Origin of the sequence: Alteromonas antoniana, assembly GCF_019249295.1 — a bacterium.
Lineage (GTDB): Bacteria > Pseudomonadota > Gammaproteobacteria > Enterobacterales > Alteromonadaceae > Alteromonas > Alteromonas antoniana.
This window is the reverse complement of the sequence record NZ_JAESDH010000001.1, coordinates 63,012-89,165: the sequence shown is the minus strand read 5'-3', so window position 1 is coordinate 89,165 and position 26,154 is coordinate 63,012. Positions and strand designations below refer to the sequence as shown.

At 50.6% G+C, this 26,154-nt stretch carries 18 protein-coding genes; 9 read left to right on the top strand and 9 right to left on the bottom strand.

The genetic code is table 11. The annotated features are described in order from the left end of the window. Positions 1-18: 18 nt before the first annotated feature. From JKP77_RS00410 to JKP77_RS00400, 3 genes are all read right to left on the bottom strand, one after another. Entirely contained in the window at positions 19-180 is a 162-nt protein-coding gene (locus JKP77_RS00410; protein ID WP_218309231.1) for a hypothetical protein, read from the bottom strand. A 329-nt stretch (positions 181-509) separates the two neighbouring features. Next, the gene (locus JKP77_RS00405; protein WP_218309230.1) at positions 510-1,424 is read right to left on the bottom strand and encodes a pirin family protein; all 915 of its coding nucleotides are present in this window, start codon (positions 1,422-1,424) and stop codon (positions 510-512) included. Positions 1,425-1,696: 272 nt separating this feature from the next. Next, positions 1,697-2,449: a hypothetical protein gene (locus JKP77_RS00400; RefSeq protein WP_218309229.1), complete on the bottom strand. Its 753-nt coding sequence runs from the start codon at positions 2,447-2,449 to the stop codon at positions 1,697-1,699. 260 nt (positions 2,450-2,709) lie between these two features. Here JKP77_RS00400 and glnK point away from each other — a divergent pair, with 260 nt between their 5' ends. From glnK to JKP77_RS00385, 3 genes are all read left to right on the top strand, one after another. Then, a complete protein-coding gene (gene glnK, locus JKP77_RS00395; RefSeq protein ID WP_012516988.1) occupies positions 2,710-3,048 on the top strand; it encodes a P-II family nitrogen regulator in 339 nt (112 codons plus the stop codon). A 29-nt stretch (positions 3,049-3,077) separates the two neighbouring features. Continuing rightward, positions 3,078-4,325, top strand: coding sequence for an ammonium transporter (locus JKP77_RS00390; RefSeq protein WP_218309228.1), 1,248 nt, complete (start codon positions 3,078-3,080; stop codon positions 4,323-4,325). 332 nt (positions 4,326-4,657) lie between these two features. Further along, complete coding sequence (locus JKP77_RS00385) at positions 4,658-6,160, top strand: catalase (RefSeq protein WP_218309381.1); 1,503 nt, start codon at positions 4,658-4,660, stop codon at positions 6,158-6,160. A gap of 262 nt (positions 6,161-6,422) precedes the next feature. Here JKP77_RS00385 and JKP77_RS00380 read toward each other — a convergent pair whose 3' ends face one another. Further along, positions 6,423-7,256 carry a glycosyltransferase family 2 protein gene (locus JKP77_RS00380; protein ID WP_218309227.1) on the bottom strand — a complete coding sequence of 278 codons (834 nt, stop codon included), beginning with the start codon at positions 7,254-7,256 and terminating at the stop codon, positions 6,423-6,425. Between the two features lie 322 nt (positions 7,257-7,578). On the opposite strand from JKP77_RS00380, the gene ggt reads away from it, so the two are divergent. After that, the gene (gene ggt / locus JKP77_RS00375; protein WP_218309226.1) at positions 7,579-9,267 is read left to right on the top strand and encodes a gamma-glutamyltransferase; all 1,689 of its coding nucleotides are present in this window, start codon (positions 7,579-7,581) and stop codon (positions 9,265-9,267) included. 166 nt (positions 9,268-9,433) lie between these two features. Continuing rightward, a complete protein-coding gene (locus tag JKP77_RS00370) occupies positions 9,434-10,351 on the top strand; it encodes a Dyp-type peroxidase (RefSeq protein ID WP_218309225.1) in 918 nt (305 codons plus the stop codon). A 57-nt stretch (positions 10,352-10,408) separates the two neighbouring features. On the opposite strand, the gene JKP77_RS00365 is transcribed toward JKP77_RS00370, so the two are convergent. The 4 genes from JKP77_RS00365 to JKP77_RS00350 form a co-directional block, all read right to left on the bottom strand. Then, on the bottom strand, positions 10,409-11,485 hold the full coding sequence (locus JKP77_RS00365; RefSeq protein ID WP_218309224.1) for an adenylate/guanylate cyclase domain-containing protein: 1,077 nt from the start codon (positions 11,483-11,485) through the stop codon (positions 10,409-10,411). 24 nt (positions 11,486-11,509) lie between these two features. Continuing rightward, on the bottom strand, positions 11,510-12,790 hold the full coding sequence (gene hemL, locus JKP77_RS00360; RefSeq protein WP_218309223.1) for a glutamate-1-semialdehyde 2,1-aminomutase: 1,281 nt from the start codon (positions 12,788-12,790) through the stop codon (positions 11,510-11,512). Positions 12,791-12,793: 3 nt separating this feature from the next. Next, complete coding sequence (locus JKP77_RS00355; RefSeq protein ID WP_218309222.1) at positions 12,794-13,807, bottom strand: aspartate carbamoyltransferase; 1,014 nt, start codon at positions 13,805-13,807, stop codon at positions 12,794-12,796. Positions 13,808-13,899: 92 nt separating this feature from the next. Further along, positions 13,900-14,553: a TetR/AcrR family transcriptional regulator gene (locus JKP77_RS00350; RefSeq protein ID WP_218309221.1), complete on the bottom strand. Its 654-nt coding sequence runs from the start codon at positions 14,551-14,553 to the stop codon at positions 13,900-13,902. Between the two features lie 128 nt (positions 14,554-14,681). On the opposite strand from JKP77_RS00350, the gene JKP77_RS00345 reads away from it, so the two are divergent. The 3 genes from JKP77_RS00345 to JKP77_RS00335 all read left to right on the top strand — a co-directional run bounded on the left by JKP77_RS00345 (position 14,682) and on the right by JKP77_RS00335 (position 19,973). Beyond that, positions 14,682-15,848, top strand: coding sequence for an efflux RND transporter periplasmic adaptor subunit (locus JKP77_RS00345; RefSeq protein WP_218309220.1), 1,167 nt, complete (start codon positions 14,682-14,684; stop codon positions 15,846-15,848). Continuing rightward, the gene (locus tag JKP77_RS00340) at positions 15,848-19,000 is read left to right on the top strand and encodes an efflux RND transporter permease subunit (protein ID WP_218309219.1); all 3,153 of its coding nucleotides are present in this window, start codon (positions 15,848-15,850) and stop codon (positions 18,998-19,000) included. The genes JKP77_RS00345 and JKP77_RS00340 overlap by 1 nt, the downstream gene beginning before the upstream one ends. A 274-nt stretch (positions 19,001-19,274) precedes the next feature. Further along, positions 19,275-19,973, top strand: a complete 699-nt coding sequence (locus JKP77_RS00335; RefSeq protein ID WP_218309218.1) for a DUF2982 domain-containing protein — start codon at positions 19,275-19,277, stop codon at positions 19,971-19,973. Between the two features lie 305 nt (positions 19,974-20,278). Here JKP77_RS00335 and JKP77_RS00330 read toward each other — a convergent pair whose 3' ends face one another. Continuing rightward, positions 20,279-23,425, bottom strand: a complete 3,147-nt coding sequence (locus JKP77_RS00330) for a hybrid sensor histidine kinase/response regulator (RefSeq protein WP_218309217.1) — start codon at positions 23,423-23,425, stop codon at positions 20,279-20,281. A 390-nt stretch (positions 23,426-23,815) separates the two neighbouring features. Here JKP77_RS00330 and parC point away from each other — a divergent pair, with 390 nt between their 5' ends. Next, positions 23,816-26,107 carry a DNA topoisomerase IV subunit A gene (parC, locus tag JKP77_RS00325; protein ID WP_218309216.1) on the top strand — a complete coding sequence of 764 codons (2,292 nt, stop codon included), beginning with the start codon at positions 23,816-23,818 and terminating at the stop codon, positions 26,105-26,107. The last annotated feature ends 47 nt before the right edge of the window (positions 26,108-26,154 follow it).

Below are 26,154 nucleotides of genomic sequence, written 5' to 3'. Positions count from 1 at the left end.
TTGAGTGTCAGCAGACAATTAACATCCGCGCTGAATACGGGTGTCTGTCCGCTCACAATGTCTGGCACTGGTAGATGACTCTGATTTAGCTGACTTATCGCCACCACTTTCTTCTGTCGAAGCGCAGCCGGTAAGACCTGTGAGTGCACAAATCATGGAAATGAAGAATAGCTTTTTCATAGTGAATATTCCCTTATCTTATTTATTCTGAAAGTTGGAATTGCGCTTAGTTTAAGGTGCGATTGATGAGTCAGTTCGAATAGAGCTGAATGATTCCGGCGTATAAATAAGAAAATGAACCGTATGTTTTATGCGGCCAGTTCGCTTATTCCCTTAAGCTAATGCAGTAAAGAAAATGTCTCATTAACAACATACAGAAGACGTCGAGAGAATTAAATACTATAAAATTAAACAGTGCTTGTAGTTTTTAATGCAGAAATGAGTCATTCATGACAGCTACATCCGTCGTCTTGCATACGCTCTTAGCGCCAACAGGTATTCGGTATACGTTACTCTGGTAGCGGTATAAACGCATCCTCATCCCCCGGAACTTTGTCAAAGCGTCCGGCTTTCCAATCTTTTTTCGCCTGTGTGATCAACGCCTGTTCTGATGCAACGAAATTCCATTCCATGTACCGTTTTCCTAGCGGGTCTCCGCCTATTACGGCAATAATACTGTCTTTTACGGCGCGGATAGTGACTTCTGGGTCATCATTCAGAATAGCCATTGAGTGAGCTGCCAGACTGGTCTCATTTAACGTTACATTTCCTTCTACGACATAGAGACCCCGCTCGGTGGCATGCGGCAACGTTAATTCACCGCCCGCTTGTAGCCGTGCCTCTATATAAAGCGTTGGCGACAGTGTGATAACCGGTGATGTCTCACCATAGGCTGAGCCAATCATGATCCGAGCAGACACGCCTGGCTGCTCGAATACCGGAAGCTGATTTTTATCGTAATGATAAAAGGCAGGACTGATAGTCTCCTGCTCTGCGGGCAGGGCCAACCAGAGCTGAAGTCCGTGAACGTGATTATTTTCCGCTTTGACTTCCGGACGCTGACGCTCTGAGTGCACGATACCCTTGCCCGCTACCATCAGGTTAATATCACCAGGTAATACTCTGGCTTCTGTGCCGATCGAATCCCGGTGCAGCATTTCTCCCTCAAATAAGTAAGTAACGGTCGCCAGTCCGATGTGGGGATGGGGTCTGACATCAACGCCTTCACCAGGCTTAAACTGTGCTGGGCCCATATGGTCGAAGAAAACCCAGGGGCCAATATTTTTATACCCAACCGTAGGAATAGTACGCCTGACGGTAAAGCCACCCAGGTCTTTATCCTTGGGTTTTAGAACGGTTTTTACCGCGCCACAACCGCTCTTGGCATCACAGCCCAGAGCCACGTTTTTATTCAGGTTACTCATCGCTTTCTTCCGTTTAAATAACATTGGGTGCAAACCCAGAACGCCCAGTGAAAAAACTTTCACTTTGCAGTATCACGGCTCAGTACAGTGTAGCGGGTAATACGGTGTCGCCGTTCATTTGTGCGCAACTTCTTCGCATCGGGGATTAATCAAGCGGGTATATTGCGCTTCCTCGCTGTAGTTAGTGGTCACGTTGCGACGCAGTCGGCATCATCTGCGCTTCCTCGCGCAGTGCCAGCAAACGGGCATTGTAAGAGCTATCCGCAATTTGCTCAGGGCTTCTTTTTCACCCGTTTTTCCACAAATTCTTCGAAACCATTTCGCTCAGAGCATTTTAATGTGCCGCCCGCAAAGCCACTTAAGGTGGTAAGGATGGCGTTGGTTGTATCCTCGCAATTCACTTCAACCGCCTTAACGACAGATGCTTCTTTCTCTTGTCCTTTTCGTGGATCGATTATCTCCGGCTGTGTTTTCAGGCGCTGGTAATCCGTAGCGGCCTGACGCGCATCACGTTCAACGGCTTCAGCATATTGCTGGCGGAGGATTTCTCTGGCGGCGTCGATATTTCCCAGCGACAAACGTCTGGCAGGTTGCGGCGATTGCTTTAATGGAAGCGCTGACGCAGATTGTGATTTTTCGGTATTGGTCTCGGGTATCGGTTCTGTCGGTGTAGAAATCCTCTCTGGTTCAGCAACTGCTGCCGGTAAAGTGTCTGCCTGCGCGTCGCGCTGTTCGATTAACGCTTCTGACAGAGGAGAGCGGCTATCCTCAATCGGTTTTTCTGTCGCCGAAGGTATGTCATTCACTTCAGAGCGCAGGAGCGGTGCATAAAAAAGACGCGCTTTAATTGGTGCAGGTACGGTTTCAGTTGCAGGCGGGGGGCGTGACTGAGAAGCAATGGCCAGAACCAATGCAATATGAAGTAACAGCGAAAAAAACAGAACTTTTTTCACTGGATAACTGGGGGCATCGGGCGCGCGCTCTCGCGCAGGTGCCTGAAAATTATCGAAAGTTATCGTCGTCATGGCTTAAAGCAGACCACGTGCCTGTCAGTAAAGTTCCCCTTTGTCTTAGCCCCTTTTTTGAGCCGGCTTTGTCTGTTGCATTAAATAAGTGCGTAAAATGACCAGTGCACACAAATGGTGCAAAAAATCAGTCTTTTACAGGGGCTTGAGTGGGTAAATATATGATTTTAATGAATATAAATTTGTGGCACAGCTCTTGTGTTAATGCTTGGCAAGACACTCAACGTGCAACATAAAACACTACCTACTGGGAGCTACACATGAAACTAGTCACAGCTATCATCAAGCCGTTCAAGCTGGATGATGTTCGTGAAGCCATTTCCGAAATCGGTATCGACGGCTTAACCGTCACCGAAGTGAAAGGTTTCGGACGTCAAAAAGGACACACAGAACTTTACCGCGGAGCGGAGTATCAGGTGGATTTTCTGCCTAAGGTCAAACTGGAAATTGCTGTTCAGGACGATCAGGTTGAGCGTCTTGTTGAAGCCATCGTTGGCGCAGCGAAAACAGGCAAAATTGGTGACGGTAAGGTCTTCGTTTACGACCTTGAGCACGCAGTGCGTATCCGTACCGGTGAGTCTGACAGCGACGCACTCTAAGCCATAACAAAGATAACGCGGAGAAAACAATGGAAATCACTTTTGAGCTCGGGTATGCCTTAGATACCTTTTACTTTTTGATTTGTGGTGCGTTGGTCATGTGGATGGCCGCGGGTTTCGCCATGCTGGAAGCGGGTCTTGTACGCGCTAAAAACACCACTGAAATTCTGACAAAAAACATCGCGCTGTTCGCGATTGCCTGCACCATGTATATGGTTTGCGGTTACGGCATCATGTATGGCGGCGGTGACTGGGGTCCATTCCTAAGCGGTATTATGGGCGACGGCGCAACTGGCGTAGCGGAAGATCCAGCCACATATGCACCATCAGCTGACTTCTTCTTCCAGGTGGTATTTGTTGCTACAGCAATGTCTATCGTATCGGGTGCGGTTGCTGAGCGTATGAAGCTGTGGGCCTTCCTGGCTTTCGCAGTTGTCATGACCGGTTTCATCTATCCTATGGAAGGTGCCTGGACGTGGGGCGGCGAAGCGGTATTCGGTATGTATACCCTTGGCGACTTAGGTTTCTCTGACTTTGCTGGTTCAGGCATCGTACACATGGCCGGTGCAGCAGCCGCACTAGCAGGTGTTCTGGTACTGGGCGCACGTAAAGGTAAATACACTGCCGATGGCAAAATTAACGCTATCCCAGGTGCTAACCTGCCTCTGGCAACGTTAGGTACCTTCATCCTGTGGATGGGCTGGTTTGGCTTTAACGGTGGTTCTGTACTGGCTACAGCAACTGTGGAAAGTGCAAATGCCGTTGCGGTGGTGTTCATGAACACTAACGCGGCAGCCGCAGGTGGTACTATCGCAGCGCTTATCCTGGCTCGCATTATGTTTGGTAAAGCTGACCTGACTATGGCATTAAACGGTGCGCTGGCGGGTCTGGTAGCGATTACAGCTGAACCTTCTACACCAACCCCTCTGCAAGCCACCATCTTTGGTGCGATAGGCGGTATCCTGGTGGTATTCAGCATCGTCACTCTGGACAAAATGAAAATTGATGATCCGGTAGGTGCCATCTCTGTGCACGGTGTTGTCGGTCTGCTGGGTCTGATCCTGGTACCATTCACCAATGACGGTTCAAGCATCAGTGGTCAGCTGATTGGTGCCCTGACAATCTTTGTCTGGGTATTTGTGACCAGCCTGATAGTCTGGCTGATTATCAAAGCCATCATCGGTGTACGTGTTACTGAAGAAGAAGAGTTCGACGGCGTTGATGTTAGCGAGTGTGGCCTGGAAGCCTATCCTGACTTCACTGGCGGCCGCTCTTAATAGACGGAAGTCCGAACACACAGCAAATACAATAACTATAATGTGTGATTCACTTAACTTTGAGCCCCGCTTTTGCGGGGCTTTTTTCGTTCTGACGCAACGTATGAAAAACGGTTTATCGGACTATCAGCCGCGACCTTCTTATTTTGCATGCAACAGCCACTCGTAGTAACGGAACGTTGCTGTAAGGCATTGCCTGCACTTGTATTTATTTACACCAGATTACATGAACTTTATTTAATCTGGTTTTTGCAAGTTCACGGCATAAAAAAGCGATTAATCGAAATGGTCTTCTCTTATGTAAGGATAATAACTCTCTACATGCAGGAGGCATTATGAAAAAGCCAACGCTTACTACGTCAGCAGGCGCACCCGTACCATCCAATGACACGTCGAAAACGGCAGGACCCCGAGGTCCGTTATTGCTGGATGATTATCAACTAATTGAAAAGCTGGCTCACCAGAACCGCGAGCGGATACCGGAGCGAACGGTACACGCGAAAGGGTGGGGGCTTCAGGGCACATTTACCGTTACCCATGACATTACCCAATATACCTGTGCAGACATGTTTTCTGAAATTGGAAAGAAAACCGATGTACTGAGTCGCTGGTCTACTGTAGCCGGTGAGCAGGGCGCAGCAGATGCAGAACGCGACGTACGCGGCTTCAGCCTGAAGTTCTATACCGAGCAGGGCAACTGGGACATGGTTGGTAACAACACGCCTATCTTCTTTATTCGCGACGCGTATAAATTTCCCGACTTTATCCGCACGCAGAAGCGTCATCCGAAGTCGAATCTGCGTAGCCCGGAGGCAATGTTCGACTTTTGGGCGGCGCAGCCAGAGTCTGTTCACCAGGTGACGATCCTGATGTCTGATCGCGGGATCCCGAAAAATCCTATGTATATGAACGGCTATGGTTCTCACACGTTTAGTATGTGGAATAAAGACGGTGAACGCTTTTGGGTGAAGTTCCATTTCAAAACGCAGCAGGGACACGAACACTACACTAACGAGGAAGCCGAAAAGCTTATTGGTAAAACCCGGGAGTCTTACCAGGAAGACCTGATTAATGCCGTGGAATCCGGGGAATACCCCAAATGGACCCTTTATATTCAGGTGATGCCGGAAGAAGAGGCAGGCAAGCAGGACTACAATCCGTTCGACCTGACCAAGGTCTGGCCACATGATGATTATCCACTTATCGAAGTGGGCGAGCTGGAAATGAACAAGGTACCGGAAAACTACTTCCAGATGGTTGAAAATGCGGCCTACAGCCCGTCGAATGTCGTTCCCGGAATTGGCTTTAGTCCTGATAAGATGCTGCAGGCGCGGGTATTCTCTTATGCTGACGCGCACCGTTACCGTTTAGGCACACATTACGAGGCCTTGCCCGCCAATGCGCCAAAAAATGCAAAGGTTAATCACTATCACAAAGATGGCGCGATGCGCTTCTTTACTAACGATTTTGATAATCCTGATGCGTATTACGAACCGAATCAGCACGAGGGACCGGTGGCGGACGAATCGGTAAAAGAGCCACCGTTGCGCATCGATGGCGATGCTGATCGTTATTATCAGGAAGAGTCTGACATTGATTACGTGCAGCCTCGTGCGTTGTACAACATGTTTTCAGACGAACAAAAGGACAGGTTGTATAAGAACTACGCTGCAGCCATGGGGCCATGTTCGGATAGCGTTAAAGAGCGCTGGTACGCGGTTCTTGAAAAAGTTCACCCGGACTATGCGGCTGGTGTACGTAAGGCCAATGAAACGCTGGATACCGATAAGAACGCGGTGCCGGTGACTGAAAACACCCCGTTAGAAGACAAGTAAGCACTGTCTTTTACAGTATAACAATGAAACGCCCGCTACCTCTCTGGTGCGGGCGTTTTTTTATGTAAATCAAAATAGCGTTCGCGTTATTATCGTCACGACGAAAAAAAACGCCGCCATCCTCAGAGCAGGTTTATTCCGACGTGCCTGCTAAAAGAGGTCCCCGTGCTAAAAGATGGTATTTTTTACCGTCACAACCTCGCTAACAGCACAAGGCTACTCATCATCTGGAACGCATTCCGTGAAGGAGCTGAAGCTTTCGCTAGTCGAGCTTCGAAATCAGGTAACTTTTCATGTCTTTTTCAGTGGGAATTCGCCGGATCCGCGGTCCGGATTGCGAGTAATCGTCGTTTATCCAACCGTCTTTTGCAAATTGCTCCAGATAGTGACTGAAAGGATAAGCTCCCCAGCGCGCTTTATACGGGGCTGCATTATTCACAATATCAAACAGATGATTTACCGGTGGTTCGAAGCGGGGATGAAACTGATGCAACACGCCGTCGTTAACGTGATGCAGGGTATACCCAGCAGCTTTACATCTTGCGGCGAAATCCGCATCGCTCACACCATATCCGGTAAACTGTTCATCAAACCCATTTAGTGCGTCAAAGTCAGCTTTTTGAATGGCAAAAAGGCGGGTGTGAAACGCAATAAAGGCTTCTTCTTTTTCTACAATGTCAGCGACCGGGCGTGAGGCCATTTTTGCCAGCCTCGGATAGTCTACTTTCTCTGGCACGGTAGGTAAAAAGGCGACGCTGGTTGTGATGACATTGCCCGGTCCTGTTACCGTTAGCAGGCTTTGCAGTAACGTCGGCGCTACCAGACAATCAACATCAACATACACGACGGTGTCCGACTCGCACGCGGCAAACCCGCGGTTGCGGGCCCGGGCGATGGGCAGCGCTTCTCCACAGACAAACTTATGCACGATATGAAATTTGTCACTGGTAAGCAGCGATTCACTGCAGGGCGGTCCCATCCAGACAACAATTAACTGGCGGGGAGAAACGGTAGATTGTTCAAGGCTGGCAATTAGATTTGAAAGCTGGCGGATACGCCCTTTCACTATAGTTACAACACTGAAGTCGTGATTCATATTTTCATCCTCGGGCATCGCTGTTAATAACTGAAATCAACAGCGATACAGGTAAAACCCAAAACAAAATTACGTGGTTTAACCTGAGGAATAAGCGAAAAACCTGCCAACCGTAAATACCGCAACAGGATTAGTGAAAAGCATAAAGAATTCATTGTGTTGAAGAAGGAGCGCGGTTGGGGTTGAGATGCGACCATCCAGGATAGTGCACCAAAATTGCGCAGTTTAGCCCCAGCGGATAGCAAGGTCAGCAGGCATTACGATGCTTCTCTGTTTGCTTAAGTCGCGCTATGCTGTAGAAAATAAAGAAATCTGAGAATTTATGAGTACTTATCGTCTTGCTGCAGCGTTTTTCGTTTTTATTGCCAGTCAGGTACACGCATATGACCGGATTACCGGAGAGATGTTCGCCAGCCGTTCAGAAGTGTTTGCCCAAAATGGCATGGCGGCAACCAGCCAGCCATTGGCTACGCAGGTAGCGCTGGATATCCTGAAGCAGGGCGGTAATGCCATTGATGCTGCCATTGCGGCAAACGCGGTACTTGGTGTCGTGGAGCCTACCGGGAACGGCATCGGCGGTGACCTGTTCGCCATTGTCTGGGATGCAGAAAGCCAGTCTCTAACCGGGATAAATGCCTCTGGACGCTCCCCTCAATCACTTAAAAAGTCGTATTTTGCTGAACAGGGGCTGACAAAAATTCCGGCTTTTGGTCCACTGCCGGTGTCAGTGCCTGGCGCCGTTGATGGTTGGTTCGAGCTTCATGAAAAATATGGCTCCCTGCCAATGACTACCATTCTGACACCCGCCATTCGCTACGCCCGTGATGGTTTTCCGGTTAGCGAGTTAATTGCTTATTACTGGCAAATGAACGTCGAACGCATTGGTGAGTATGAAGGCTTTTCCGACGTATTTATGCCCCAGGGAAGGGCACCGCGCAAGGGTGAGATCTTTAAAAACCCGGCTCTGGCGGCGACCCTTGAAAAGATTGCCACCGGCGGGCGTGATGCTTTTTATAAAGGAGATATTGCCCGTACCATCGCCGCATACATAAAAAGTCAGGGCGGCTTTTTAAGTTACGAGGATCTGGCATCTCATACTTCTGAGTGGGTGGAGCCGGTATCTTCAAATTATCGTGGCTATAACGTCTACGAGCTTCCGCCAAACGGTCAGGGCATTGCCGCGCTGCAGATACTGAATATTCTTGAGCGTTACGATATTGAAGGCATGGGGTTTGGTTCTGCAGATTACATTCACACCTTTGTCGAGGCCAAAAAGCTGGCATTTGAGGACCGCGCCAAATTTTACGCCGACCCGGCATTCAACGATATCCCGGTAGACTGGCTAATCTCCAAGGATTATGCGGCGGAACGTCAGAAGCTGATTGATCCGAAAAAAGCCGCAACCCGTGTAGATGCAGGCATGTACGAAGGAGATACCATCTATATGACGGTAGCCGATAAGGACGGCAATATGGTGTCGCTTATCCAGAGCAATTATCGTGGCATGGGATCAGGCATGACGCCGCCGGGGCTGGGCTTTATCCTGCAAAATCGCGGTGAATTATTTACCATGCAGGAGAATCACTTTAATGAGTATGCACCTGCAAAACGTCCTTTCCATACCATCATTCCTGCGTTTGTAACCCGTAACGGCAAGCCTTTTCTGAGCTTTGGCGTCATGGGCGGGGCAACACAGCCACAGATGCACGCACAAATCCTGGTGAATATTATCGATTTTGGCATGAACCTGCAGGAAGCCGGCGATGCCCCAAGAATTCTGCATTCCGGTTCAAGTAGCCCAACCGGCAAGCTGATGCGGGACGGTGGCGTTGTCAGTCTGGAGTCTGGTATTGATGAAAAGGTTAAACGTGAGCTGATGGAGCGCGGTCACACCTTGCAGCAAATCCTGGGGGCATATGGTGGCTATCAGGCTATTGGCTGGGATCCAAAAGAAAAAGTCTATATCGGCGCTTCAGAAAGCCGAAAAGATGGACAAGCAGCAGGCTATTAGGCCACACTTGAGAGTGTTTGGTGCGGCTTTACGTTTACAGAACGGGCTGTCCGTTTAACGTGGGCGCACTACGCACTGGCCAACAGTCTAAGATAAGAAGCCGATTCGCTACTGGCTTCGCTGAATAATCATAACAACAGTCCGACTGGGATTAGAACGAGCAAGCATGACACAACCGCAAAAAGGCGTGTGCGCCGAACCCAACCTGCATGCACAGTACTTATTGTTAAACGTGGTTGACGACGACAGTCAGGCGGTACGGGCAAAACTCGCCCGCGTTCTTGAGATTTTCGATCACCATGAAAACGAGCACTATGAAGCGATGGTGACCGGGATGATTGCGGTGGGCGCAAACTACTGGACAGAGCTTTATCCTGGCTTGATCCCGACGGAACTGACGCCTTTTCCTGATATGCAATGCGAAGATCGCAGCGCGCCGGTGATGCCCTGCGACTTATTCATTCAGATCCGTGCTGATCGTCTGGATATTTGTCATGCCATCGGTATAGAGGTGATGGAACTGCTCAGATTACACACCGAACTGGTAGAACAAATTCGCGGCTTCCGTTACCTCGATGGCAGGGATCTGAATGGTTTTATCTATGCTGCCGATAACCCGCGTGGGATGAAGCGACGGGAAGTGGCTATTATCGGTGATGATGACAAAGATTTCGCCGGTGGGAGTTATATTCATGTTCAGCGCTATCGGCATGACTTGCGACGCTGGCTTTCTCTGGCACCGCGTCAGCAGGAACAGGTTATGGGAACCACCCAGGAGCACAACCTGCCAAGTCCTGAGCAATCAGCCTCATCACATTGTGTTCGCGCCAGCGGAAAAGGGATTGGCGAGGATATTCCCTCGTTGTTAAAACAGGGGATGCCTTACGGAGACATGGTCTCGCAGGGATTGTTCTTTGTTAGTTGCGCGGCCAGCTCACAGCCGTTTAAGGCTATGCTACACAGTCAGATTTACGGTAACGGCGAAGGTGACTACGACCGTTGGCTGGACTACACCAGCGCCGAAACCGGCGCGGCCTTTTTCGCCCCTTCTATCGCGTTTATTAAGCAGCAGTCGCTGCTGTAAACGTTCTCGATATGCAGAATGTATTCGGTAACCCGTAGTTAGCCTGACACATCAACGCTATAGTGTTGCCAGCGCACCATCCCACTCTTCGTTCAGTTCGAGCAGACGGTAGCGCTCACAAACTTTGATATGGTGAATGGCAAGCAGATCGTTAGGGTTCAACGCCAATGCACGATGAAAGTGCCCCAGCGCGCCTTCCCAGTCCTGTTTAATTCGACAGGCGAGACCGGCTGCAATCTGTGTTTGAATTGAAAAGCGTACATTCTGTTCTTCAATGGGCAGATGACTCAGTACTTCGTATATTTCAATTGGCGAACGCCGGCCTTTTACCCGCACCCAGTCCAGCAACCGTGTTTTTACAGGGTAATCTGCGCCAATGGTGTCCAGAAGCTGTTTGCTTACCACAATATCGGCATTATATTTCGGTGCCAGCGCCTCCAGACGATAGGCGATATTCACGCTGTCTCCGATGACCGTGGTATCCATACGATCGTCCGAGCCGACAGTGCCAAGGATCACCGGACCAAAATGAATTCCCACGCCAACATTGATTGCTGCATAACCGCTGTTACGGCGGTGATTGTTATAGATGGTTAATGCTTTTCTCAGGTCGATAGCCGCATTCAGCGCATCACGGGCCTTGTCTTTCTGACCGCCACCGGGGTGATCAAACAAGGCCATAATGGCATCGCCGATAAACTTGTCGATAAAGCCCCGGTTCTGGTGAATGGGGTCGTTCATGCGCAGAAAGTAGGAATTCAGAAAGCTCATCAGCTCCTGAGGGGTCATTCGCTCTGACAACCCGGTAAAGCCGCGGATGTCACAAAATAAGATGGCGACATCGTCTTCGTCAGCGTGACCCAGTTCAAGCGCGGAAGTGCCATGCTTGGCAAGATGATCGACGAACTGTCTGGGAACAAATTTCTGGAAAGTCTGATTAAGGCGCATTGCCTCATCCGCTTTTTCTTTAAAACGGCGGGCTTTTTCCGCTTCGTTATGGACTGCAGCGCTGCGCTCACGCTGCAGAGCGGGTGTCACTGGCGCAGAGCCGGATTTACGCAGGTACAATACCGTGACGACGACGCTGTACAGCCCGAAAATGCATGTCAGGCCAAATAAGATCCAGTATGCCATCGTCACGGAATGCTCCGGAATGCGTTAAAGTTTTCCAAATACTTTATCGGCAGCGTCCAGAGTCCGCGCGACAATATCTTCGTCGTGCATTTTGGAGACAAAACCTGCCTCGTAAGACGCTGGCGCAAGGTACACACCCTCGTTCAGCATGCCGTGATAAAACACTTTAAACTGCTCTGTGTTACAGCTAATGGCTTGCTGATAATTTGTCACCCGGTCAATGTCGGTGAAGAAAATACCAAACATACTGCCAGCAACGTTAGCGGTTAACGGAATACCATGCTTTTTCGCACGCTCAACCATACCGTCAGCCAATGCCTGGGTGTTTCTGAATATTGACGGATAAAGATCATCAGCCTGAAGTTGCTCAAGTGCCGCCAGCCCCGCTGCCATAGCGACAGGGTTACCCGATAATGTTCCTGCCTGATAAACAGGGCCAGTGGGCGCAACATGGGTGATGATATCTTTGCGGCCACCAAACGCGCCAACCGGCATTCCCCCGCCAATGACTTTGCCCAGGCAGGTCATGTCGGGTTTAACATTGTAACGCTCTTGTGCACCGCCGCGGGAAACGCGAAAGCCGGTCATGACTTCATCGAATATCAATACGCTGCCGTACTCATCACAGATGTCGCGCAATCCTTGCAGAAAACCCTCTACCGGAGGAATACAGTTCATGTTACCGGCAACCGGCTCGGTAATAATGCAGGCAATGTCTTCACCATGTTCAGCAAACGCTTCACGCACGCTGTCTAAGTTATTGAACTCAACAGTTATCGTGTGTTTCGCGACTTCAGCTGGCACGCCTGGCGAGCTTGGGACGCCAAGCGTCAGTGCGCCTGATCCGGCTTTCACCAGTAATGAATCGGCGTGACCGTGGTAGCAGCCTTCAAACTTAATAATTTTGTTGCGGCCGGTATAGCCACGCGCCAGCCGAATCGCTGACATGGTAGCTTCGGTTCCGCTGTTTACCATGCGAACCATCTCCATCGATGGCACCATTTCTTTGACCTTTTCAGCCATATAGACTTCAGCTTCGGTAGGTGCACCGAAAGACAGGCCCATCTGGGCGGCTTCAACCACGGCGTTGCGAATGGCCTCATTGTTGTGGCCAAGCACCATCGGGCCCCACGATTGCACGTAGTCGATGTACTGCTTGCCGTCGGCATCCCAGATATACGGACCATCGGCTTTCTGGATAAAAGGTGGCGTGCCGCCAACCGCTTTAAATGCGCGAACCGGTGAATTTACGCCACCCGGAATGGTTTTCTGGGCGCGCTCGAATAAGGCTATTGATTTTTGCATGCTTTAACTGCTCTTGTTGCTGTACCAGACCACATCACGTTCGTATTTACTCACCAGATCTTCTACGCCAAGTGTCAGGGCAAATAAGGCCATTCTGACAAGGACACCATTGTCGGTCTGACGGAAAATGGCGAGGTTGGGATTGATGTTTAAATCATTATCCAGTTCGTTAGCTTCCATACGGCTGTCCCGCGGGAGCGGATGCATGATAACGGTCTTCGATTGAAAATGACGCGTGTAAATTGCCTGATTGAGACGGAATTTACCGCGATAGCGATTGGCTTCTTCCTGCGAAGGGAAGCGTTCTTCCTGAATGCGGGTCTGATAACAGATATCCGCATCCATGTTGCCTTCCAGTTGCTCGGTGATGGTGAGTCGGTGCCCTGCATCATTGATGGCATCCACGATTGGCTGCGGCATCGCCAGCTCTTTCGGGGAAATAAGTGTAAATCGTACATCTTTGTAGAGACACAGCAAACGTGAAAGTGAATGCACGGTTCGACCGTAACGCAAATCTCCAATCATCGCGATGTGAAGACCATCAATGCCTTTGCCATGATAGTTTAGCTCGCGTTTAATCGTGAAAAGATCTAGCAGGGCCTGAGTGGGATGTTCGTTCGCGCCATCACCGCCATTGATTACCGGTACCCGGCTGCCCTCAGCAAACTCGCTGACTGAGCCTGCGGCAGGGTGGCGCATGGCAATAATGTCTGAGTAGCCGCTGAGTACCCGCGCGGTATCAAACAGCGACTCGCCTTTCGCCAGCGCAGAATTATCCATGCCGGTAGTCTCGCGGACTTCACCGCCTAACAGGTTAAAAGCAGTACCAAAACTCACGCGTGTTCGGGTACTGGGCTCGAAGAATAAATTGCCCAGAATCGCACCGCTTAACACGGTGGTTCGCTTTTCCCGGCGAGCATAAGGTTCCATGGAATGTGCCACCGAAAAGATTTTTTCAATGGCATCGCGATCAAACTGATTAACTGAAAGAATATGATTGCCGGTAAATTCTGTCATGACTATCTCATCACCGATGTGAAAACGCGGCATAGTCTAACAAAAAGGTGACAAGGTGTAATGCAGAGGTTGTTATCTTTAGCGACCAAAGTTTACGTTTTGCTATTCCCAGCAGCGTGGTTAAATAACAGCAGGGTTTTGGCTACCGCCGTTCTTACCTTTTCCTCTATTTGCTCGCCGGACAGTGGTGATGCCAGGCCAAACAATGTGCGGATATGAAATTCACCTTTGAGCAGACTGAAGTAGTCAATTGCCAGCGCAAGCGCGTCGGCATGCGATAACCGATTATTGCTGAATGTTTCGAACATGCCCGCCAGAACATAAATACTGGCTTTCGGACCGGCATTGTAAAACAGTTCCGCCACATGCGGGTTGTTATTTGCCTCTGCAATAACGACCCTGTACATCGCAATAACTTCTTCGTCATGAAACAATTTTACGAACTGGACCCCGATAGTTTGCAGGCAGTCTTCTAGCGGTAACTGGCAACCGTTGTGCTGTGACAGTCTGGCCGGATCGAGTTGGTAGGCCAGGCACTTATTTTCAATGGCTGCGGTGTATAGTGAGTCTTTACTTTCGAAGTGCGAATACACTGTCTGCTTGGAGACGCCGGAAGCCTTCGCTACCTTATCCATCGACGTGTTAGCGAACCCTTCGTTTAAAAACAGCTCGCTGGCAGCATGCAGGATCTGACGTCGCTTTGCTTCACTTTTTGGGCGGCCGGCACGGCTTACTGATGCGTTCAAAAAACACCTTTACTAAAAAAACTAATTATCAAACTGGACGGTCTAGTATTTATAATTTAGCATAACACTTGTACAAACACTATACGCATTTTCCCGACAACACGCTTTGACAATCAAGGACTCCATCTATGGCCTATTCACCGACGCCAGTTTCTTCACAGCCTGAGGGAAAGCACTTTCGGCGGCTATGGGCTGCGCTTGCCATTTTTGGGATCGCTCTGGTAATTCTGTTATTTGCTGCCGGCTTTTCCAAGGTTGACGCGCAGGACAGAGAAGCCAATGCGGCGCGCGTCGATGTAAAACCGGTTACGTTGCAAAACGGTTTTCACATGCCCGTTTCTGTATTCGGTCTAATTGAATCACCCAGACAGGCCAAAGTGGGATTTGAAAGAGAGGGACTGGTTGCAGACGTGCTGGTGGAAGAGGGCGACAGCGTCAGTGAAGGCCAACAGTTAGCCAGTTTAGATACGCAGCGCATTGAGGCACAGCGGGCAGAACTGAATGCCAGTCTTGCACGAGCTAAAGCTGAGTCCAGTCTCGCTTCACTGACGGTCGAACGTATTCAGTCGCTGGTGGCAAGCAAGGTTGAGTCTGCGCAGCGTTTAGATGAAGCCAAAGCCCGGGTTGAAGCGGCATCGGCACAGGTTAATGAAGTCAAAGCGGCGCTGGCGTCATTACAGGTAGAAAGTGAAAAGTCAGTGATAGTGGCCCCGTTCACGGGGGTCGTAGACGCGCGAATGATCGACGCCGGCACCGTGGTGAGTGCGGGTACACCGATATTGTCACTCACCAGTCAGAGCGCGTTACAGGCGCGTTTTGCGCTTCCTTCCGATATTGCCAGTGCCGCCGAGCCTGGTAAGCACGTGCAACTCACCGTGAATGGTCAGTCATTGACCGGTCAGGTGTCACACCGTCTGGCCTTACGCCAGCAGGCTACGCGTACTATTGATATTCTGGTAACGCTCCCGCAAGACAGTGGCGTGATGCCGGGCGATATGGCCAGTATGCAAACCGGAAAAGAACGCGAGGAGCGTGGGGCGTGGGTGCCGGTGACAGCGTTGAGCAATGGTACGCGTGGCTTATGGCGAGTATTTGTTGTTAAAACAGCAGACAGTGGCGAGCCTGTGCTGGAAGGCCGCACTCTTGAAGTCATCTACACAGACGGTGAGCGTGCTTTTGTCAGAGGCGCAATTTCCGAGGGAGACCAGTTCGTTGTGTCAGGCACGCATCGTCTCTCGCCCGGACAAACGGTATCTGTGATAACAGCCTCAGATGATACGGCGGAGCTGAAGTAATGTCTGCGCCTCAAACACCCCCATCCCCGTGGTACACGCTGTTTTTCCGTCGCGGTCACTTGCTGGTATTAAGCATTATGATTTTGCTGGTCGCCGGATTTTCGGCCCTTACCACCTTACCCAGGTTGGAAGATCCGCGTATTGATACGCGCAATGCACTCATAATCACCGCATACCCGGGGGCATCAGCTGAGAGAGTAGAGGCCCTGGTGACCGATCCTATTGAAGATCGCCTGCGCGAAATCTACGAAATTAAAGAGGTACGCTCAACTTCACGAGCGGGTATTTCCATTGTAACGATCGAAACCCAGGACTGGATTGACAATAGCACTAATGAATCGCTGTTCAGTGAAGTCAGAGATAGCTTAAGTGCAGCTGCTGCCGATTTTCCTGACGGTGTGGCGGCACCGGTGTTTGATGAGAAGCGCGGGGCAACCGCGTTCACACTGCTGTTATCGATGACCCCACAGCAGGACGGGCCTTTGCCGCTGACCATGACCGCTCGTCTGGCACAGGAGTTGGCTGACAGACTACGTAATGTGGGGGGGACTGAGCTGGTCAGAGTATTCGGTGCCCCAGAAGAGGAAATCGTCGTTGAGGTTGAGCCTTCACGACTGGCGGCATCGGGGCTGACGATAGCTGACGTAGGCAATGCCATTCGCGCCGCCGATCCTAAACTGCCTGCGGGCACCCTGTATCCGGGCCAAAAACAACTGCGACTGGATATGACTGGTGCCTTTGATGGCGTGGAAATGGTCAGCGACGTTCCGTTGCTTAATCAGTCCGGACGCTACCTTCGGGTAGGCGATGTCGCCAGTGTATACCGTGGATGGGAAAAGCCGGTTAATGATATTGCGATAGTGAATGGCGAACGTACCGTATTTGTTGCCGCCCGAATGCAGACCACGGTAAGAGTCGATAAGTGGACCTCTCAGGCACTGGCGGCAGTGGATGATTTCAACACGGCTTTTGCCGGTTCGGTGCAGGCAACGATAGTATTTGAGCAGAACCAGTATACCGATGCCAGGCTCAGCGAGCTGACCCAAAACCTGGTGATGGGCTGTGCGGTTGTCATGCTTGTTATTCTGCTGTTTATGGGGGTAAAAGCATCGTGGATAGTCGGCCTGGCATTGCCACTGTGTGCCGGGTTTACGTTGTTCTCGCTGAGTTTTTACAACGAGCAAATCCATCAGATGTCGATTTTCGGGATGATCATCGCCATCGGCTTGTTGATTGATAACGCCATTGTGATCACTGACGAAATTCGCATCAACCTGAAAAACGATGCGTACACCCGGTTGGATGCACTTACCGTCAGCGTGCGACACCTGTTCGCGCCGTTGCTGGCATCAACGCTGACTACCATTCTGGGCTTTATGCCGATATTTTTACTCAATGGGAACATTGGCGATTTCATCAGTCCGATTGCCATCAGTGTGGTAATGGCCCTGATAGGGTCGCTGTTTATCTCGCTTACCATTATTGCCGCACTGGCAGCGCGCTTTTTGCCTCGCCACGGTGAAGTAAACCGAAGCTGGTGGTCTCAGGGTATACAAACGCCGTCACTGACTGCGGCGTTCAGCGCGACACTGGCAGGCTGGATCCAGCGCCCGTTGATTGTGCTGCCTGTAGTAATGGTGCTTTGTTTATCGGGCTTTGCCTTATCTGGCCAGCTCGCGAATGTTTTCTTCCCCAGTGCCGATCGCGACCAGTTTGAAGTTTACGTCTGGTCTCAGGATGGCAGCAGCATCACACATACGCATGCGCTGGTTGAGCAAATTGATAGTCGCATTCGCGCGCATGGTGATGTGACGGATGTCACCTGGCTGGTAGGCGGCTCTGCGCCGTCAGTCTATTACAACCAGGTGATGAAACGCGACAATACACCTAACTTTGCCAACGCGGTGGTGACGTCAGAATCGGTGAGTAAGGCCGCAAGACTGATTGGTGAATTGCAGCACGACCTTGAAGCTGCATTTCCTTCGGCACAAATTGTAGTCAGAGCGTTTGGTCAGGGCCCGCCAATTGAAGCGCCTATCGAAGTCGAGATAATAGGACCTGACCTTGAGCAGTTAAACGCCATCGGTCAGCAAGTCAGACAGTTAATGACAAAAGTGCCAGGGATCTCCGAGTCGACTGCGACTATTACCCTGGGTGAACCAGCCCTCGAAGTACGCACCAACAGCACCACAACAACGCTGTCTGCATTAACGCTGTCGCAACTTGCCGGACAATTGCAGGTAAACCTCGCCGGCCAGACTGGTGGTTCTATTCTGGAAAGTACGGAAGATGTGCCCGTTCGCGTTCGATATTCGGACGATGTCAGACAAAATCTTTCCTCTGCAGAGGGGATGCCGTTAGTTAGTGCTAACTTGTCGCAGTCGGGACAGTGGGTGCCACTTAACGCTATTGGAGAGTTGGCGCTGGTTCCCAGCTTAAGTGGTATCACCCGTCTTGACGGGGAGCGCGTCAACCGCGTGCAAGCCTATTTACTGCCTGGTGTGCCGGCGGTGGATGCCAGCAACACGCTGCGAAACCTGGTAGAGGACAATATCGCGCTACCGGATGGTTTTCGTATTCACATGGCAGGCGATGCTGACGAACAACAACAGGCTTTGGGGCAACTTGGCACGTATGCGCCGGTATTGCTGGTATTAATGATAACCACGCTTATCCTGACATTTCAAAGTGTGCGTATGGCATCTGTTATTGGATTGGTGGCGGTACTCTCTGTCGGGCTGGGGATGGGCAGCTTATGGATCTCCGGTTTACCGATTGGATTCAATCCGTTGCTCGGTTCGGCCGGACTGATCGGGGTGGCGATTAACGGCTCTATTGTCGTGATTGCAGCAATCAACTCGAATGGCGATGCCAGAATCGGGGATACCCGGGCCATCGTCGCCGAAACTATGGGTTGCAGCCGACATATATTGTCCACCACCTTCACGACCGTGGGCGGCCTCATACCGCTACTGCTGTTTAGTGAGGGGAGTTTCTGGCCTCCGCTGGCGGTGGTACTGGCCGGTGGGGTTGGGTTTTCCGTCATTTTGTCACTGGTGTTCACGCCAACTATCGTCGCGGCGTTCCATCGCCGTCGTTACCAGCGTCAGCAAAAACAGCTTCACCAGAACGCACATCCGCAACCGGCTTAGGGCACAAATTGCTGAGCAGCAAAGACGTTCAGTCGCTGTGTAGCATCTGTCAGGTTGTCATGGTAAGCCGGGCAGTGATAGCTGACGAGTGATCGCAATTGTTGAATAAGGTAAACTGCTGTGATGGTCTCAACGTATTGAGATAGCATGAAAGACTCTCACTCGGGCGCTAAAGCCGGACGAACGCAACGCTGGTGGCAAACCGATTGCCCACACTGCCGGCGTATTCGATTGTACGTGCTTTGGGCCATAATTATGCTGGTGGTTTACCTGTATGTCTGGAACTGACACTGATCCGATCTTCATTCGCGCCACATCCAAGCGAAATGGCATAACCAGTATCGTCATTGGGATAGCCGGCCTGTTGATATCAGCGCTGTGGCTGACATTTGCACCTGACTGGTTATTTCTCGCCGGAATTTTTATCACCAGCGCATCTCTGGTTGCCTTGCTGATTGGCTGGTTCAAACTACGTGAGCCAGAACACAGTATTGAAATTACCCCACAATCAATCACCTACAACCATCGTCTGGGCAACTGGAATCTGGATTGGGACAATGTACAGCGAATTGATTGCCCGCGTGTCAGGCACGGCCTGGATCATGTTGACTTAGAAGCCATCGGATTTCGCATCAAAGATTACACACCCTTCCTGCGCAGCGTGTCTCCACGTCTGGCCACGCACTTGTTAATGGAGCAGCGGCCTTTGCTGTTGCAGAATCGCGATGAAAACTGCGCGACTGGCAGTTGTTACGAGCAATCCGTATTTGATGATAAGCACTTTAAGCTGAGTGACGGAGAAGTACTGACAGGCATTAAAGCCATGCTGGCCAATCGTATGACCCAGTTACGCGAACGCCTCGGATTTGATGTATTCATCTCAGCGACTGAGCTTGATCGCACCCCCGGCGAGTTTTCTTCACTAATGAAGGAATGTCAGGAAGCAAGACATCGCGCCGTTGCCAGCGAGTAATATGCTTTTGTCCTGTCTAAGTTGGCGAACGATTTCAAGTTTTATAAGTGAGTGTTCACTAGCTTTTTATCGTATTTAGCGCGAGCTCATACTGTCGATTGAGACGGGGGACATCAATCTTGATGTCGTAAATACGGTGACCGCGCGCCTGAAAAAAGCTCCGCGTCGCTGAAAGAAAGCGGGTAAATAAAAAAGGTAGCTACTTGTTGTGGGTCTATTTTGATTTACTCCGTCTGCCCTGCAAAAGACTGCCCCGAGCAGTCATTCGGCTGTGCGCCTTGAGGCTCATAGATGTATTCGCATTTTCACGGATTTCCCAGATCATCCTGCACGATACGTTGTTCACGGTTCGTCTCTACGATGACAATTTCCGCTTCCATTGTCAGTGCTGATAAATGTTCCGCAACCAGGAAATGTTGATCAAGCTTCAGCGCAGTTTCAAGCTTATTTGCCAGACTTTGTAGCTTAGGCATTCCGACATAGCATGACGCACCATGGAGCTTATGCACCTCCGCCTTCAAATCATCGTAGTTGCCGTCGTCCCACTGCTGCTTAATGTTGTCGATCGCTTCTGGCAGCATGGCAACAAAATCACGTTGTAACTCTCTGGCGACTGCCTGATTATTGTTCGTGCGCTTAATCGCCAGCTCCCAGTCCAGGGAGGGCAGATCCAGAGCAGGCGATGCAGTACTCTGACACCAGCGCCGGATAAGATCTAACAATGTGCCGATTTCAATGGGTTTTGGTAAATAGTCATCCATGCCAGACTGTAACAGGCGCTCCTGCTCTTCTTTGAACGCGTGTGCAGTGACGGCAATAATCGGGGTTCCCATATTCAGCGGCGTTTTTCGAATTGCTCGCGAGGCCTGCAAGCCATCCATACCAGGCATCTGCACATCCATAAGAATGAGGTCAAACTCCTGTGTCTGACAACGGTTTACCGCGTCCTGACCGCTCATAGAAGTGGTCAGGTCGATGGGCGACTGATCCAGCCAGGTATGCAGCAGTTTCAGGTTCATATCCATATCATCTACCGCGAGGATCCGCACCTTGGGCAAGGCGTCTATTTTGTCCTGCATCGGGTTGCGATTGGACTTCGTCCGGCGGTGTACCAGACCATCCAGCTTGGTGATTGTCATTGGCATTCTGACCTGAGAGTGAAAATACTGACTCAGGCTGGGATATTGATTAAAGGGCTCGGGGCCGGAATACCAGAGGATCCGCTTTTTAGCGGGAAACTGGACCAGTTCCGTCAGGTGCTGGTCTCGATATTGTATCTTGCTTACCGGCAACACGGCCATGAGGTAGTCCGGGTGGCAATCAAGAGATTTCAGGTAGCCAAGTGACTCGACGCTGGTGGTTTTCGCTCCCAGCAATTTAAGCATTTGTGCGCTGGCCTGTCGGGTAGCAGGTACCGGGTCAAATACGACAACGTGCTTACCAATCCAGTCAGCATGGGGAGAGAGCGAATACTTCTGACTTAGCTGATTGGTACGCAGTGTTACCTCAAACGTACTGCCTATATTGGGCTGGCTTTTCAGGTTCATGTTGCCACGCATCATGCGCACCAGTTCCCGGCTTATCACCAATCCCAGACCGGTACCCTGATAACTGCGGTTAAGCGCATCATCGACCTGAGAGAAGGCATTGAACAACTTCTTCTGGTCCTGCCTGCTGATGCCGATGCCAGTATCTTCAATTTTAAATTCGAGTTCGTGAATGCCGTGGGGGAGCGCTCTGCCATTAACCGACAAGGTGATCGCACCGGAAGAGGTAAATTTAAGTGCGTTGCTCAGCAGGTTATTCAGCACCTGCTTGATGCGGAACATATCCCCAATCAGCTTTTCCGGAAGCGGTTGCAAATCGTAAATGAATTCAAGCCGTTTGCTGTGCGCTGATTTGGCCATTATGGTAACCATCTCTTCCAGCAATTGATTTGGCGAGAAAGGCTGATTATTAATCTGGAGCTTTCCTGCCTCGATTTTTGAAAAATCGAGCACGTCATTCACAATGCTTAACAGGTTATCAGCGGCGGCATTGATAATGCGAACCTGTTCCTGCTGGTCCTGGGGCAGGGATGAATGCGTCAACTCACGGCTGAAACCCAGTATCCCGTTAAGTGGGGTGCGTATTTCATGGCTCATGTTGGCCAGAAACTGCGATTTTACGTTGCTGGCTTTAATGGCGTCTTTTCGGGCGATATCCAGCCGGGCATTTTGCTCTTCTATTAACTCCATGTTATTGCGCAGATCGTTGGTCGCCTGCTCCACTTCATTTTCCAGCTGGCTGCGGCTTTTCTCCATCAGTGCGAAGGAGAATAAGCCAGCTTCAAGGAAAACGCCTACCTGGAAGCAGTAAGTGGTGAAGTCATTGGAAGGTAGCAAGCCTATTAGACTCAGCATGCCGGTAATGGCACCGGCTGCGAGCATGGTCCAGGCGAAAATAAAGTAGCGCGCGGGCTGAAACTTGTTGAAGAATGCTTCAAAACCAGCATAAATATAACTGCATATGGCAGCCAGACCGACGCCGTACACGAGATTGTTTTTCCAGATGGCAGGCAGAATATCTACCATACAAAAAAGACCCACCGCTCCCTGAGCGATCAGTAACGCGATTAATATCGGATGAGCCGTTCTGGCATGTTTCTTCGTCTCCAGAAAATACAGCGTGAATATGCCGGAGCTGATACCGATGATCACGAAGATCAGTTCCGTATGACTGATAAACCAGGTTGGCAGGCCATCACTGGAGAACAAATGAATATGACCGCCCCACACAAACTGCCACAGCACGACCGCTGAGATGTAACCCACATAAGCCAGCAAGCTTGGCTCACGTACGCCAAAGTAAAGGACCAGGTTATAAATGGCGAGAATGACCAGGCCACCGTAAAACAAGCCCCAGAGCAAGTTGTCCCATTGCACTTCCTGGCTGTGGATCTGTTCCGGTTTCACTTCCAGAGGCACAATGAGGCTGGATGAGTTGCTCTCAACACGAATAAATAAATCGACAGCGTCCGTATCGGGCAAACTGATACGCATTGTTGGGATCCGAAATATTTGCTCTGTCTGGGCTTTGCCCTGATGGCTTTGTTTGATAATGCCATCGTCCACCAGATAGAAGTCGACCTTGTCCAACTGACTGAAGTTTATAGTGATTACCCAGTCGCTGACTTCACTGACATTGCTCAGGCTAACCCGTAGCCACAGCCCGTTTTCCCTGAACCCGAAGTTCGGATTGCTTTTCGGATAGGGCATGAAATCAGCTTTCCGTTTCGTGACGTCGCTGATAGTCAGCGGTCCACCAAGTTCTTCAAGATAGTGCAGGTCATCGGATAAATTGACTTCCTGCTCTGCGCTGAACAGGGTATGCGGTTGCTGTGCCCGTGCCGCTGTCCCGCAAAAGAACAGCATCAGAGTGAAAACCAGGAAAAGTATGCGGGCTACAGACATGACAGCGACAAGTTAAGTGATTGAAAGCGAATAATCTCTATTAAACCACCACGCTTAACAATGTACAAAGCGGATTGGTGAATAAAGAGCATTACCTGCCTTTGAACACAGATTTATCACAGAATACCATGCTGCCGGGGATGAGCATGAACTCACAGTCACCGCGCGTTTATCTGTATTGCACTCAGTGCGCTATTACCCCACAATAGCTTGGAGAAGACGCCGCAATTTATTGCCGGTATCTGTTCACTGGCAGCGTATCAAATAGCTGCCGTAAAGGAGTGTGCTGACCCCTTCGGCTCGGCCGCCGCGCACGCAGTCAGGTTAACTCCCCGGGGTTTGTCAGGCTGTAAGCAGTGGTAGTGGTAAATAACAAAATGAAAATACCCCATGAGCGACCAGATAACTATTAATCGAGACGGCATCGAACAATTGCCGTTACGCCGTTTTACTGAGGATGCCTACCTCAACTATTCCATGTACGTCATCATGGATCGGGCACTGCCGCACATTGCTGACGGGCTTAAGCCTGTGCAGCGCCGGATAGTGTACGCGATGTCGGATCTTGGCCTTAGCAACAATGCCAAATACAAAAAGTCTGCCCGTACTGTCGGGGATGTATTAGGTAAGTTTCACCCGCATGGCGACTCTGCCTGTTATGAAGCGATGGTGTTGATGGCGCAGCCGTTTTCCTATCGCTATCCGTTGGTTGACGGACAAGGTAACTGGGGAGCGCCGGATGATCCTAAGTCCTTTGCCGCCATGCGTTATACCGAAGCCAGGCTGTCGCGTTTTTCAGAAGTACTGCTGACAGAGCTGGGGCAGGGCACGGTAGACTGGATCCCGAATTTTGATGGTACGCTCAACGAGCCCTGCGTATTGCCTGCACGGTTACCTCATATTCTGTTAAATGGTGTCACCGGCATTGCCGTGGGCATGGCGACGGATATTCCGCCGCACAATGTCCGCGAGCTGGCAAACGCCTGTGCGCAGCTGCTCGACAATAGTAAGACCGAGCTGACGGAGCTTCTGGATATCGTTCAGGGACCTGACTACCCCACCGAAGCGGAAATTATTACGCCGCGTGCCGACATTGCTAAAATTTATGAAACCGGACGTGGCTCGTTGAAAATGCGCGCCGTATTTCATGAAGAAGCCGGCGACATAGTGGTTACTGCGTTACCGCATCAGGCATCCGGCGCCAAAGTGCTGGAACAGATTGCCGCTCAGATGCAGGCGAAAAAGCTGCCGATGGTCAGCGATTTGAGAGACGAATCCGATCACGAAAACCCCACTCGTCTGGTGATCACACCGCGTTCTAACCGCGTCGATACTGAGCAGTTAATGCAGCATCTGTTTGCCACTACAGATCTGGAAAAAAATTACCGCGTTAACCTGAATATGATTGGTCTGGATGGCAGACCGAAGGTGAAAGACCTAAAGACCATTCTCAGTGAGTGGCTGGTGTACCGGAAAGATACCGTAACCCGACGTCTGCAGTATCGGTTGGACAAGGTATTGGCTCGCCTGCATATTCTTGAAGGTTTAATGATCGCCTTTTTGAATATTGACGAAGTCATTGAAATTATTCGCACCTTTGATCAGCCAAAAGCAGAGTTAATCCGTCGGTTCTCACTATCTGACAAGCAAGCTGAGGCAATCCTCGAACTGAAACTGCGTCACCTTGCCAAGCTGGAAGAGATGAAAATTAAGGGTGAGCAGAACGAGCTGGAAGAAGAGCGCGATAAGCTTCAACAACTGCTTGGATCTGATCGTCGTCTGAAAACCCTGATTAAGAAAGAAATCCTGGCCGATGCAGAAAAATACGGTGATGACAGACGCTCGCCGCTGGTAGAACGCGCCGATGCCAAAGCCTTGTCTGAGAAAGAGCTGGTGCCTTCGGAAGCCGTGACAGTGGTGCTCTCCGAAAAAGGCTGGGCACGTTGTGCGAAAGGCCATGATGTAGACGCCGAAGCGCTAAGTTACAAAGCTGGCGACAGCTATCGGTCGAGTGCCAAGGGGCGTAGCAACCAGCCGGCAGTCTTTCTGGACTCGTCAGGCCGTACCTTCGCCTGCGATGCGCATGGCCTGCCTTCAGCAAGAAGTCAGGGGGAGCCGCTTACCGGTCGCTTCGGTCTTGTCGGTGGCGAGCAATTTGAACATGTATTAATGGGAGCTGACGATCAGCGCTTCCTGATGGCTTCGGATGCCGGTTACGGCTTTGTTGGTAAGTTCGCTGACATGGTCAGCAAAAATAAAGCCGGTAAAGCGTATCTGAGCCTGCCTGTTGCGGCGAAAGTGATTAAGCCGGTGCCGGTTCACAATATCGAAACCGACTGGTGTCTGTCGGTATCCAGCGAAGGCCGGATGTTGTTATTCCCGCTGCGCGATTTGCCCAGCCTTGGTAAAGGAAAAGGTAATAAGCTTATCAATATTCCGTCTGCGAAAGCACAGTCGCGGGAAGAGTATGTGAAATCGCTGGCAGTAGTGCCTGACGGTGCGTCGATTAAAATTGTTGCCGGTAAACGCAGTATGACTTTGAGCCCGGCAGACCTTGAACATTATCAGGGTGAGCGCGGCCGACGCGGAAATAAACTTCCCCGTGGCTTGCAGCGGGTTGATGCCATTGACGTTGAGACCGTTCAGCCTGCAGCGGAGCCTGATGCGCCAGAAGTAGACTAAAGAACAGAGGTAGCGGCTTGTAGAGTCGCTAAACTCAACTACACTCA

What these genes read in the sequence shown, in the direction of transcription:
- JKP77_RS00410 (WP_218309231.1), bottom strand. Translation starts at nt 180, where the DNA reads ATGAAAAAGCTATTCTTCATTTCCATGATTTGTGCACTCACAGGTCTT.
- JKP77_RS00405 (WP_218309230.1), bottom strand. Translation starts at nt 1,424, where the DNA reads ATGAGTAACCTGAATAAAAACGTGGCTCTGGGCTGTGATGCCAAGAGC.
- JKP77_RS00400 (WP_218309229.1), bottom strand. Translation starts at nt 2,449, where the DNA reads ATGACGACGATAACTTTCGATAATTTTCAGGCACCTGCGCGAGAGCGC.
- glnK (WP_012516988.1), top strand. Translation starts at nt 2,710, where the DNA reads ATGAAACTAGTCACAGCTATCATCAAGCCGTTCAAGCTGGATGATGTT.
- JKP77_RS00390 (WP_218309228.1), top strand. Translation starts at nt 3,078, where the DNA reads ATGGAAATCACTTTTGAGCTCGGGTATGCCTTAGATACCTTTTACTTT.
- JKP77_RS00380 (WP_218309227.1), bottom strand. Translation starts at nt 7,256, where the DNA reads ATGAATCACGACTTCAGTGTTGTAACTATAGTGAAAGGGCGTATCCGC.
- ggt (WP_218309226.1), top strand. Translation starts at nt 7,579, where the DNA reads ATGAGTACTTATCGTCTTGCTGCAGCGTTTTTCGTTTTTATTGCCAGT.
- JKP77_RS00370 (WP_218309225.1), top strand. Translation starts at nt 9,434, where the DNA reads ATGACACAACCGCAAAAAGGCGTGTGCGCCGAACCCAACCTGCATGCA.
- JKP77_RS00365 (WP_218309224.1), bottom strand. Translation starts at nt 11,485, where the DNA reads ATGGCATACTGGATCTTATTTGGCCTGACATGCATTTTCGGGCTGTAC.
- hemL (WP_218309223.1), bottom strand. Translation starts at nt 12,790, where the DNA reads ATGCAAAAATCAATAGCCTTATTCGAGCGCGCCCAGAAAACCATTCCG.
- JKP77_RS00355 (WP_218309222.1), bottom strand. Translation starts at nt 13,807, where the DNA reads ATGACAGAATTTACCGGCAATCATATTCTTTCAGTTAATCAGTTTGAT.
- JKP77_RS00345 (WP_218309220.1), top strand. Translation starts at nt 14,682, where the DNA reads ATGGCCTATTCACCGACGCCAGTTTCTTCACAGCCTGAGGGAAAGCAC.
- JKP77_RS00340 (WP_218309219.1), top strand. Translation starts at nt 15,848, where the DNA reads ATGTCTGCGCCTCAAACACCCCCATCCCCGTGGTACACGCTGTTTTTC.
- JKP77_RS00335 (WP_218309218.1), top strand. Translation starts at nt 19,275, where the DNA reads ATGTCTGGAACTGACACTGATCCGATCTTCATTCGCGCCACATCCAAG.
- JKP77_RS00330 (WP_218309217.1), bottom strand. Translation starts at nt 23,425, where the DNA reads ATGTCTGTAGCCCGCATACTTTTCCTGGTTTTCACTCTGATGCTGTTC.
- parC (WP_218309216.1), top strand. Translation starts at nt 23,816, where the DNA reads ATGAGCGACCAGATAACTATTAATCGAGACGGCATCGAACAATTGCCG.